Genomic DNA, 11,333 nt, shown 5'->3' on the forward strand with positions numbered 1-11,333 from the left:
AATGAAATGCGTCCGAATACCCACAGAACAAGCGCTGATCCCTTGCCAATCCCTGCCGGACCGGGTCATTGTTGGCTCGGACGGATGACAAGAGACCTTGCTTCATGGACCTGACCGGAAAACTGTTGATTGCGATGCCTGGAATGGGTGACCCGCGCTTTGAGCATTCGGTGGTCTATATCTGCAGCCATGCCGAAGATGGCGCTATGGGGCTGATCATCAACAAGCCGTCGGACCTGCGAACCAAAGTGCTTCTGGAGCAGCTCAATATTCCGTGTCGGATTCCGGTTGTGGGTGAGCGTCTGGTGCATTTCGGAGGTCCGGTCGAGATGTCGCGCGGTTTTGTTCTGCATTCATCTGATTATGAGGCAAATTTGCATTCGATGCAGATTTGCGGCGATTTCAGCATGACCGCAACGTTGGACGTGCTGGAAGATCTGGCCTCGGGGCGTGGGCCGCTCAATGCGCTTGTTGCGCTGGGCTATTCCGGATGGGGTCCGGGCCAGCTGGAAGATGAGATTGCGATGAACGGCTGGTTGACCACCGAGTCCGATCCGAAACTGGTCTTTGACCTGCCGGATGACGAGAAGTGGGAGGCCGCGCTGGCCACGCTGGGCGTTGACCCACTGACGCTTTCAGCCAGCGCGGGGCGCGCTTAGGTCTTGGGGGCCGCAGCCCGGCGCAGCCGGTCATTGATCGCAGCGCCAAGCCCATGGTCGGGGATTGGTGACACGGCAATCGGACGGTGAGATTTGTCCAAATCGTGCAACATCGCAAACAGGTTGGCCGCAGCTTCGACCAGATCACTGCTTTGGGAAAGGTTGAGGGTACAGTCTACCGGGCCAAAACCCAAAACGACTTCATCCCCAACACCAGCCTCGGCATTCAGTCTGACCGGCGCGTTCGGCGCATAATGGGATTGCAGCTGACCCGGCGCGGTCAAAAGGTCACCTGATTGATGAATATGCAGCCGTGTATCCAGCGCGTGTTCGACCTCTTCCAAAGCCACGCCACCCGGTCGCAAAAGCGAAGGCTCGCCCGCGAGCCCGACGATGGTGGATTCCAGCCCTACTCCGCAGGGTCCCGCATCAAGGATGGCGGCGATCCGACCATCCAAGCCCGACTGCACATGGTCTGCGGTTGTCGGGCTGATCTGACCCGACGGATTGGCCGACGGCGCGGCCACCGGTCCGTCGACGACTTCCAAAAGCGAACGCGCAATGGGATGGGCCGGAACGCGGACGGCCAATGTGTCCAGCCCTGCCGTGACGAGGGATGATACCCCGTGGCCCGGACGCAAAGGCAACACCAAGGTCAAGGGACCGGGCCAGAATGCATCGGCCAGACTTTGCGCCTGATCGGACCATTCGACGAAACGCTGCGCTGCCTCTACCGACGCCACATGAGCGATCAAGGGGTTGAAGCTGGGCCGCCCCTTGGCCTCATAAATGGCCGCAACCGCCTCTCCGTTTCGCGCGTCGCCGCCCAGCCCGTAGACCGTTTCTGTTGGAAACGCGACCAGCTGACCTTGGCGCAGCAGATCTGCGGCCTGCGCCAACCCCGCAGTGTCTGCGGACAGATATTTGGTTTGAAACAGTTTCATCACTTGTGACGCGGCGTTTTGGTTGATTGCGTGGCCCGGGCGGGTAGGTAAGCTTGCAAGCCCAGATGCATACAGGCGTGGCTTGGAAATTCCAAGGCCAGCCAGCACCAAATCCGAGGGAAGCCATGACCTATCGCGCCCCATTGTCTGATTATGAATTTCTGTTGAACCATGTGATCGGCTACGACCAGATCGCAGCGACCGAGAAATTCTCGGATGCGAGCTCGGATGTCGTCAGCGCGATCCTGACCGAAGCGGGCAAGCTGTGCGAAGAGGTTCTGGCCCCCTTGCAGCGCCCGGGCGATTTGCACCCGGCGCATCTGGAAAACGGTGTGTTGCGCACATCACCCGGCTATGCCGAGGGCTGGAAAGCCATTGCAGAAGGTGGCTGGGTCGGGATGAGCGGTGATCCCGAATATGGCGGTATGGGTCTGCCGATGACCGTGACCACCGCGGTGAATGAGATGATGAGCGCGGCATGCCTGTCGCTGCAACTGGCGCCGCTGATGACACAAGGCCAGATCGAAGCACTGGAACATCATGCCAGTGACGAGCTGAAGGCGCTGTATCTGCCCAAGATGATGGCCGGTGAATGGTCGGGGACCATGAATCTGACCGAGCCGCAGGCCGGGTCGGATGTGGGTGCGTTGACGTCTAAGGCCGAGCCGAATGGCGACGGGACCTATGCGATCTCGGGACAGAAGATCTATATTTCCTGGGGTGACAACGATTTTACCGAAAATGTCTGCCACCTGGTCCTGGCGCGTCTGCCGGACGGGGTGCCGGGTACCAAGGGCATATCGTTGTTTCTGGTGCCGAAATATATCCCGGATGAGAACGGCAATCCCGGCGTGGCAAACGATCTGAAAGTGGTCTCGCTGGAACACAAGATGGGCCTGCATGGCTCACCCACCTGTGTGATGCAATATGACGGGGCCAAAGGTTGGCTGGTTGGGCCAGAACATGGCGGTATGGCGGCCATGTTCACCATGATGAACAACGCCCGTCTTGGGGTGGGTGGCGAAGGGGTTGGCGTGGCCGAAGGCGCCTATCAACACGCGCTGGCCTATGCGCTGGAGCGTAAGCAGGGCAAGACACCCTCGGGCACCATCATTGACCATGCGGATGTGCGGCGGATGCTGATGGACATGCGCGCCGATGTATTTGCGGCGCGGTCGATCCTGCTGGCCAATGCGGCTGCGATCGACATGACCCAAGCCACGGGTGATGCGGATTGGGCGGCCCGCGCGGCGCTGTTGACGCCGATCGGAAAGGCCTTTGGTACGCAAACCGGGATGCGGGTGGCCGAGACCGGTGTGCAAGTCCATGGCGGTATGGGCTTTATCGAAGAAACCGGCGCGGCCCAGTATTATCGCGACGTCCGCGTGACAGCGATTTATGAGGGCACCAACGGAATTCAGGCGATGGACCTTGTGGCGCGCAAGATGATGGATGGGGGCGAAGCCGCCTCGAACTTGCTGGACGAGATCGAAGAACAGGCAGAAAAGGCCCGTGCCGCCCTGCCGGATCTGGCCGGTCCGGTTTGGGAGGCCACGGAATCCTTGCGTGAAACCACCGAATGGCTGGTGTCGCAGACGGACATGAACACCCGTTTTGCCGGGGCAACGGCTTATCTGGCAGCTTTTGCGCGCGTTTTGGGCGGGCATTACCACCTGTCCGCTGCCTTGGCGGACCCGGAAGGGCCCCGCGCGAAACTGGCGCGCTATTACATCAGTGCGCTACTGCCCGAGTATTCCGGGCTGTTGGCGCAGGCGCAGAAAGGGGCCGAGGACCTCTATGCGCTCAGCGTTGATGAGCTGGCCAGCTGATGGACGGTGATCGGCCCGAGAGCATCCGCTATCCTTGGCCGGAGCCTCCGGCACCGGGAGAAAGCATCGAAATTGCCGACGGCGTGCTGTGGATCCGCCTGCCTTTGCCAATGGCGCTGGACCATGTGAACGTCTATGCGTTGGATGATGGCGACAGCTGGACGATCGTCGATACCGGGCTTTCTTCCAAAAAGTCGCGCGCGATCTGGGAAAACGTCATGGCGGGGCCATTGCGCGGAAAGCCCGTGCACCGGGTTGTTGTGACCCATCACCATCCCGACCACGTCGGCAATGCAGGGTGGTTTCAATCCGAACACGGGGCCGAGTTGGTCGCGACCCGGACGGCCTGGTTGTTTGCGCGGATGTTGACGCTGGATGTGCAAGAAACCTGGCCGGAAGAGACGCTGAACTTCTATCGCAGCGCGGGCATGGCGCCGGATATTCTGGCCAAGCGCATGGCGGACCGACCGTTCAACTTTGCGGATGGCGTCTTTCCGATGCCGCTGGGCTACACACGGATCAAACAGGATGACGTGATCCGCATGGGCGGGCGCGATTGGGATGTCCATATCGGCAACGGCCATTCGCCCGAACACGCAACCTTCTGGAGCCGCGACGACGATCTGGTGATCAGCGGCGACCAGATTCTCAGTTCGATCAGTCCCAACCTTGGGGTGTATGCAACCGAACCGATGGCCGACCCCGTTTCCGGTTGGCTCGAGGCCTGCGAGCGCCTGCAATCGCTTGCCCGACCCGAGCATCTGGTTCTTGGCGGACATAAACTGCCCTTCACCGGTTTGCCGATCCGGATGCGGCAACTGATTGACAATCACCACGGTGCGCTGGCGCGTTTGCTGGACGAATTGGATCAGCCGAGAACCGCTGCCGATTGCTTTCCACCTTTGTTCAAGCGTCCGATTAAAGAGGGTGAATATGGTCTGGCTCTGGTCGAGGCAGTTGCACATATGAACCATCTCTTCCACATTGGTGCGGTTACCAGAACCCGTAGGGATGATGGTGCGTGGATGTACCAGCGCAAGGAATAGCGTCATGCAGGATGAAATCGAGACGTCAGCCGAAGCTGCCGAAGCGGCGGCGCTGCCGCGCTGTTACGAAGTACATGCCAATTCCGACGCCAAGTCTGGTGCCAAAGACCTGCCCAAGCCATTGCAGAAGCCTGTCGAGGCGAAAAGCCCTGCGCAATGGGCCTATGAGCGGCTGATCATGTATATCCAGAATTTCGAAAAAGCACTGGATGCCGATCATGAGGTCGCCATGGGATTCACCGGCGGCGAAGCGGGCGTGATGCGGATCGAGGGGATGGGGTTTTTCGAGCCTGATATCGTCACCTTCTATGGTTCAGATGGCGGGGGTGCGAAAACGCAATTGGTTCAGCATGTCACTCAGCTGAATGTCATGCTGCGTGCGCTGCCGAAATCGGTTGAGGATAAACCGGCCAACCGTATCGGCTTCCGGCTTGCGGCCGATCTGGGAGAAAGCTGACTCAGAACCCTTGCAATTCACGCAATCGCAGCCTTGAATGAGTGGATCATTCAGGAGAACCTCGCGTGTCATATTTCTCAGCCGTTACAAGTGCATATGCCGGATCCTGGGCCCGACGTCGTGTTTTCCTGCCGATCTACATCTCGGTGCGCTTGCTGTTGGTGGCATTGATCGCACCTGCCATAGCCGTTGCCCTCAATTTTGCGGTCTCGCTGTCGGATCAATCTGCTTTGACCGATCAGGCCATCGCGATGTTTCTTTTGTCTCCGATCGGGTTCGTCGCGGCGATTGTTGTGCTTAGCCTGTTTCTGCTGGCCGAGGTCTTTGTCTTTGCCGTAATGGCCGCATCGCTGCGTATGGGGGAACCTGACCCTTGGCGCGCCAGTAGTTCCGCCATTTCGCTGATCATCTCACGCTTACCTTCCCTGTTTGGCTTCGCCGCGCGGTTGATCCTGCGGATTTTGGTGATCGCGGTTCCGTTTGTGGCGGTTGCTGGCCTGATCGCGTGGTGGACCCTGACGGAGTATGACATCAACTACTACCTCACGTTTCACCCCCCGGCCTTCTGGATTGCTGTTGTCCTGATCGGGATCGTGGTGCTGGCTCTGGCCTGGGTTCTGGTCAGACGTTTGTCAGGCTGGGCTTTGGGACTGCATCTTGTGCTGTTTGAAGGCACGCCCCCGGCCAGCGCATTTGTCGTGAGCCAGCAGCGGATGGAGGGAAAGCGGGGGCGGTTGAAAATCGAGCTGATCTTGTGGCTGGCCATGCGCTTGGCGATTGGTGCAGCCATTGCCTTTGTTGCAGGGCTGGCCTTCGCTCTGGTCCCACTTAGCGAGGGTACAAATCTGCGTGTCGCCCTGAGCATTGGCCTTTTGGTGGCAGGTCTTTGGTCGCTGGCGGGGCTGGTCTTGGCGGCGCTGGCTCTTGGGGCCTTGGCGGTCCTGCTAGACAGGTTTTTCGAGCCCGAGACCGCATCTCTGCCACATCCCGAACCCCGCAGTAATGTGCGACGGCCCGTTCTTGTCACGGTAGCAATTGCCGCTGTGGCTTTGCTGATCGGTTTGTGGTCGGGGCAGGCGCTGTTAGAGCGTGTGCAGACGCCGGATCATGCCGAGGTCATTGGCCACCGGGGGGCCGCAGCGCTGAGGCCTGAAAACACGATGGCTTCGGTGCTCAAAGCAATCGAAGACGGGGCCGATTGGGTCGAGATCGACGTTCAGGAAACCGCAGATGGCGAAGTGATCGTGGCCCATGACAGTGATTTCATGAAGCTGGGCGGCGTCAACCTCAAGGTTTGGGACGCGACCATGCCGGATGTAGCCGAGATCGACATCGGCAGTTGGTTCGATCCGGAATACGCCGCGGAGCGCACCCCAACCCTGCGCGCGGTTTTGGAGGCCGCGAAGGGGCGGGCCAATGTGATTATTGAGCTGAAATATTACGGCCACGACGTCGAATTGGAAAACCGCGTGGTGGGCATTGTGGAAGAAATGGAGATGCAGGACAGTATCTCGACCATGTCTCTCAAATACCCCGCAGTCCAAAAGATGAAAAAGCTGCGCCCGGATTGGCGGGCGGGAGTATTGGCAGCGACGGCTGTGGGCGATCTTTCGGGGTTGGAGGGGGATTTTGTTGCGGTGAACGCGGCGACGGTGTCGCCGGGATTGATCCGTAAGGTCCATGAAGCGGGCAAGGACATATATGTCTGGACGGTCAATGATCCGCTGCAAATGTCGGCAATGGCATCTATGGGCGTTGACGGCCTGATCACCGACCGTCCGGCCATGGCAAACGCGGTGTTGCAGGCGCGGGCTGAGATGGGCCCGGGCGAACGACTGCTCTTGTGGTTGGCCACAAGTTTTGGACTGTCTGTCGATACTCAGGCGATGCGTGATGACAATCCGTAACAGTCTGTGCCTTCTGTTGGTCTGCGCGACCCCTGTGCAGGCGCAAGACATCATGAGCAGCATTGAGATGCCGGCGCATCGCGCTTTGATGGATCAACGGGGTGACGCCGATCTGACCCCGTTTGAGACCGATGGATGTTCCGGTGGTCTCTCCAGCAGTTGGAGCCTTGTGGCTGATACCTTTCCCAAATTCAGTGCGCTCTATGAAGCGCATCCGCCTTGGGAATACTGCTGTATAACGCATGACAAAGCCTACCATTCAGCAGGAGGCGCGCTTACAGCAGAAGACAGTTTCAAGGCGCGTTTGAACGCTGATGAAGCTTTACGGTCCTGCGTGAAGACACATGGTCAGGAATTCGCTTCTGACTATGCCGAGCGGTACGATATGACGGAGGATCAGATCGGGCAGGTTCATTCCATCACGGCAGAAGCCATGTTCTTGGCGGTGCGTTTTGGTGGTGGTCCGTGCAGCGGTCTGCCTTGGCGTTGGGGGTTCGGATACCCGGGATGCTCGGTTTTTCCATCGCGTGAAGGTGCGCGCGAATGACGTGGTGACAGGGGCTGAAAAATGCATTATCCAACCTCGTAAACACGCGAATTGGGAATCTTTAGATCATGGCTGAACACAAGCACGGCGAGATGGATATCACCGTCCAAACCAAAACTTTCGATGGCTTCATCAAATTCACAACGTGGTGCGTTGTGGTCATCGCCCTCCTGTGCCTGTTCCTGGCGGTGTTTGCGTCTTAAGCTTTCTTTGAGGTGACACCTGTGTTCAGGGTTCTGACTGCTTGTCTGATACTTGCGGTGTTGGCAAGCTGCGCCGGGTCGCAACGCCCGCAGGCGGAGCAGGCCGAGATCGTTGCCAGGTCTTATCGCGACCCAGGGCCCTCGACTTTGACGCTCTACACCATGATCAGCACGCGCAACGGATCGGGTGCGCATACCTCGTTGATGATCAGCGGTAGCGAGCGTGTGATCTTTGACCCGGCAGGTTCGTTCCGCGCGGATGTTGTGCCGATCAAGGATGATGTGCTCTACGGAATAACTCCAAATGTCGAACGGGCTTATCGCAGCAGTCATGCGCGCGAAACGCATTACGCCCGTATCCAGACGATTGAAGTTACGCCACAACAGGCAGAAATCGCATTGCAACTGGCCAAGCAATCCGGGCCGGTCGCGGGTGCGTTCTGTGCAAATGCAACCGCGCAATTGCTTCAGCAGGTGCCCGGGTTCGAAGGGATCAGCACCACTTTTTATCCGGTCAAGCTGTCCGAGCAGTTTGGCGCTTTGCCCGGTGTTCAGACAGCTGAATATCGCGAAAACGATGACGCGGATTTGCAAAAAGGTCTTGCAGCCAACAACGCGCAATTGAACGCGTTGGATGGGGCTTCAACCAATTAAGTAAAGCAACGCATAGAGCACAGCGGCCCCGGAAAAGATCGCTGTCAGCACGTTTTTTGTGACCAAGCCGACTGTCAATGCCACGGCTGCTGCGGCCATGCGTGGCAGATCAGGCTGGCCGTCGGTCGCTGCGGGCCACACCACCATCGGCGCGATCAAAGCTGGAATGATCGCCACGGCGGTATAACGCAGATGCCGCAATAGCCAGGATGGTATCGGGCGGTCACCGACAAGCCCGATAAAGGTAAAACGCAGCGCAAAGCTGCCAATCGCAAGGCCGATGATCAGGATCCAGATGGTTGTTGCACTTACCGTTGTCATCGCTTGTGCCTCTCCAGCGCCAGTTCGGCCTGCGCGCCTGCCATCATGCCAGCGACTCCGGCGATCAGCAGGCCCAGATTGGCCGGAACCTGAACGGTAAGCAGCGCGACAACAATCGCAACAAGGGCGGCTATCACATGAGGCAGCGTGCGCATCATCGGTCCGATCATCGCCAGAAAGGCAATCGGCAGCGCAAAGTCCAGCGCCCAGCTGTCAGGGATCTGAGCACCCAGAACCGCGCCGAGATAGGTCATCAGAATCCAGATCGGAGCCACCGGGCTAACGCATCCGACGAAATAGGCCATACGCTGTTTTGTGGTCAGTTTGGGCTCTGCTTCGAACCGGACGATCGAGCAGGCATAGGATTGATCCACGATCAGATAAGCAGCGCAGGCCCTTTGCCAAAGTGGTGCGGCACCCAGATAGGGGGTCAGCGAGGCCGAATACATCGCCACCCGCAAATTAACCGCCAACGCAGAGGCCAGAGTAATCACTGTGGGTGTATTGTCCTGCAGCAATTGCAACGCGGTAAACTGGGCCGCACCGGCAAAGACGGTGGCAGAGAAGGCAATGGTTTGCGCGATGTTCAACCCGGCCTCGGTTGCGAATACACCAAACAGCATTCCGAACGGGCCAACGACGATCACAAAGGGCAGACCTTCGCGAAAACCCGTCCAGAAATATGACTTGCTTGTGGTGATTGCCATGGTGAGATCCTATGGTGCCAAGAGCAGCAGTAGCCGTCTTGGGGAGGGGTTGCAATTGGCCACGGAGCTTGACCTGTCAGACTATGTGATCGCACCAGATCCAAGGGCGGCTCGCCTGACCCGCGCGGTCGAAGGTGTGGATCAGAACGGCGATGTCAGCCAGATTTCCGTGGTTGAGGAACGCCCGCTGACGATTTTCCTCAACTCTCAGGAAATCGTGACGGCCATGACCATTGGCGACTATCCTGAATATCTGGCGCTGGGCTTTCTGCGCAATCAGGGCATGCTGCTGACGGATGATCAGATCACCCGGGTCGATTATGATGATGATCTGGAAACCGTTGTGGTGCGCACCGCGCGGCAAACCTCATACGAGGACAAGCTGAAGAAAAAGACCCGCACCAGTGGCTGCGCGGTGGGGACGGTCTTTGGCGACATGATGGAAGGGCTTGAGGATGTGCGCCTGCCGCAGGTGTCGGTGCGCACCTCGTGGCTGTATGATCTGGCCGCCAAGATCAACCGCACCCCATCGCTTTATCTTGAGGCCGGGGCCATTCACGGCACCGTGCTGTGCCACGAAAACCGCCCGTTGGTCTATATGGAGGATGTGGGCCGCCATAACGCCGTTGATAAGATTGCTGGCTGGATGCTGTCCGAAGGTGAAAGCGCTGCGGATAAGATCCTATACACGACCGGGCGACTGACCTCCGAGATGGTGATCAAAACGGCGATGATGGGCATTCCTGTGCTGGCCTCCCGCTCGGGCTTTACCGCCTGGGGCGTCGAGATTGCGCGTGAGGTTGGGCTGACTTTGATTGGGCGGATGCGGGGTCAGCGGTTTGTCTGTCTGTCGGGTGAGGACCGTTTGGTGCGCGATGTGGATCCGGCAACGGTTCCGCATGACGATAAAAAGCATAAACGAAAAAGCGCGCAGTCCTGAGTTTCCATCATCTGACAGCAGTGGTTAGGAATTTCAGCCGTTTCTGATAGATGTTCGTTAAGCGGCGATAATACGAACAGCAAAGCGGGTGCATTTTTGCCCGGGTGAATATGGAACTCATCAACCTCATAGCACCTGTTTTTGCAGTCATCGTGACGGGATATGTCTTTTCCTGGACCAAGCTGCTGAGCGAAGATACCTCAGATGCATTGGTACAATTCGCGGTCTTTGTCCTGATCCCGACCATCATGTTTTATCTGATCGGTCAGGAAGAGTTCGCCAACCTTCTGAACTATGGCTTCTACATCGCCTATGGCGGGACTCTGCTGGCGCTGTTTGTGGTTTTGTTTCTCATTCTCAAAGGCATGACGGGTTTTCACGCCGGATCGGCCACGGTCGCGGCGTTTGCTGCTGTGGCTTCGAACACGGCGCTGGTCGCCCTGCCGATCTTGCATGCGATATTTGGGTCCAAAGGCGCGTTGCCGGCTGTGCTGGCCAATCTGGTCGTGGCTATATTGCTGTTGATCATGACCACAACGCTTGAAACCACCGCAGGTCACAAAGCGGGGGTTAGGACGCCAATCTACAAAATCATTCTGAATGTCCTGAAGAACCCGATTATTGCTGCAACTTTGTTGGGTGTTGCCTATTCCGCGACCGGGCTTGGTTTCTCGAACGCCGTCTCGGACTATCTTGAACTGCTCAGCCAGGCTTTGGCGGCTGTTGCGCTGTTTGCCATCGGATTTACGACAAGCGTGCGTACCATTGTCCAGACCGGGCCGCTGCTTCTGTTCCTGACGGGTGCAAAGCTGATCGTTGCACCGGGGCTGGTCCTGCTGGCGGCGCATCTGATTGGCCTCGATCCGCTGTGGACCATCGCGGCAACCGTCTCATCGGCGGTGCCCACGGCGAAAAACGTTTTCCTTTTGGCCAAACACTATAATCAAGAGCCCAAACTAGCGGCCCATATCGTGTCCATGACATCCTTTTTGTCTGTCGGAACGCTGATACTTTGGTTGTTTGTCCTGCACCATCTGTATCCAACCGCGTTTCAATTGAACTGAGTTCGATCTACAAAGCCTCAAAGGTTGTTCCGCTGCGGCGAATGAAACAAGGGAC

The 11,333-nt window shown here is 58.1% G+C and carries 13 protein-coding genes; 10 read left to right on the forward strand and 3 right to left on the reverse strand.

From position 1 onward, the window contains the following. Positions 1–104 precede the first annotated feature (104 nt). On the forward strand, positions 105–659 hold the full coding sequence (locus tag GOX45_RS11090; protein ID WP_171100855.1) for a YqgE/AlgH family protein: 555 nt from the start codon (positions 105–107) through the stop codon (positions 657–659). Here the strand turns inward: GOX45_RS11090 and GOX45_RS11095 are convergent. Beyond that, positions 656–1,603, reverse strand: coding sequence for an L-threonylcarbamoyladenylate synthase (locus GOX45_RS11095; protein ID WP_171100857.1), 948 nt, complete (start codon positions 1,601–1,603; stop codon positions 656–658). The two genes, GOX45_RS11090 and GOX45_RS11095, sit on opposite strands and share 4 nt — an antisense overlap. A gap of 125 nt (positions 1,604–1,728) precedes the next feature. On the opposite strand from GOX45_RS11095, the gene GOX45_RS11100 reads away from it, so the two are divergent. From GOX45_RS11100 to GOX45_RS11130, 7 genes are all read left to right on the forward strand, one after another. Further along, positions 1,729–3,432 carry an acyl-CoA dehydrogenase gene (locus GOX45_RS11100; RefSeq protein WP_171100860.1) on the forward strand — a complete coding sequence of 568 codons (1,704 nt, stop codon included), beginning with the start codon at positions 1,729–1,731 and terminating at the stop codon, positions 3,430–3,432. Continuing rightward, entirely contained in the window at positions 3,432–4,478 is a 1,047-nt protein-coding gene (locus GOX45_RS11105) for an MBL fold metallo-hydrolase (protein WP_171100862.1), read from the forward strand. The genes GOX45_RS11100 and GOX45_RS11105 overlap by 1 nt, the downstream gene beginning before the upstream one ends. Positions 4,479–4,482: 4 nt before the next feature. Beyond that, a complete protein-coding gene (locus GOX45_RS11110; RefSeq protein WP_171100864.1) occupies positions 4,483–4,935 on the forward strand; it encodes a DUF6173 family protein in 453 nt (150 codons plus the stop codon). A gap of 65 nt (positions 4,936–5,000) precedes the next feature. After that, complete coding sequence (locus tag GOX45_RS11115; RefSeq protein ID WP_171100866.1) at positions 5,001–6,842, forward strand: glycerophosphodiester phosphodiesterase family protein; 1,842 nt, start codon at positions 5,001–5,003, stop codon at positions 6,840–6,842. Next, on the forward strand, positions 6,829–7,389 hold the full coding sequence (locus tag GOX45_RS11120; RefSeq protein ID WP_171100868.1) for a hypothetical protein: 561 nt from the start codon (positions 6,829–6,831) through the stop codon (positions 7,387–7,389). The genes GOX45_RS11115 and GOX45_RS11120 overlap by 14 nt, the downstream gene beginning before the upstream one ends. Positions 7,390–7,457: 68 nt before the next feature. Beyond that, complete coding sequence (locus GOX45_RS11125) at positions 7,458–7,592, forward strand: aa3-type cytochrome c oxidase subunit IV (RefSeq protein ID WP_171100870.1); 135 nt, start codon at positions 7,458–7,460, stop codon at positions 7,590–7,592. 21 nt (positions 7,593–7,613) lie between these two features. After that, positions 7,614–8,246 (forward strand): hypothetical protein, encoded by a 633-nt coding sequence (locus GOX45_RS11130; protein ID WP_171100872.1) that lies wholly within the window; start codon positions 7,614–7,616, stop codon positions 8,244–8,246. On the opposite strand, the gene GOX45_RS11135 is transcribed toward GOX45_RS11130, so the two are convergent. Further along, positions 8,235–8,567 (reverse strand): AzlD domain-containing protein, encoded by a 333-nt coding sequence (locus tag GOX45_RS11135; RefSeq protein ID WP_171100874.1) that lies wholly within the window; start codon positions 8,565–8,567, stop codon positions 8,235–8,237. The two genes, GOX45_RS11130 and GOX45_RS11135, sit on opposite strands and share 12 nt — an antisense overlap. Continuing rightward, positions 8,564–9,274 carry an AzlC family ABC transporter permease gene (locus tag GOX45_RS11140; RefSeq protein ID WP_171100876.1) on the reverse strand — a complete coding sequence of 237 codons (711 nt, stop codon included), beginning with the start codon at positions 9,272–9,274 and terminating at the stop codon, positions 8,564–8,566. Before GOX45_RS11140 ends, GOX45_RS11135 begins: the two co-directional genes overlap by 4 nt. A gap of 49 nt (positions 9,275–9,323) precedes the next feature. Between GOX45_RS11140 and GOX45_RS11145 the strand changes: the two genes are divergently transcribed. Continuing rightward, positions 9,324–10,214 (forward strand): formate dehydrogenase accessory sulfurtransferase FdhD, encoded by an 891-nt coding sequence (locus GOX45_RS11145; RefSeq protein ID WP_171101245.1) that lies wholly within the window; start codon positions 9,324–9,326, stop codon positions 10,212–10,214. A 110-nt stretch (positions 10,215–10,324) separates the two neighbouring features. Next, entirely contained in the window at positions 10,325–11,278 is a 954-nt protein-coding gene (locus GOX45_RS11150; RefSeq protein WP_171100878.1) for an AEC family transporter, read from the forward strand. Positions 11,279–11,333 lie beyond the last annotated feature (55 nt).

It is taken from the genome of Ruegeria sp. HKCCD7255 (assembly GCF_013031565.1).
GTDB lineage: Bacteria > Pseudomonadota > Alphaproteobacteria > Rhodobacterales > Rhodobacteraceae > Ruegeria.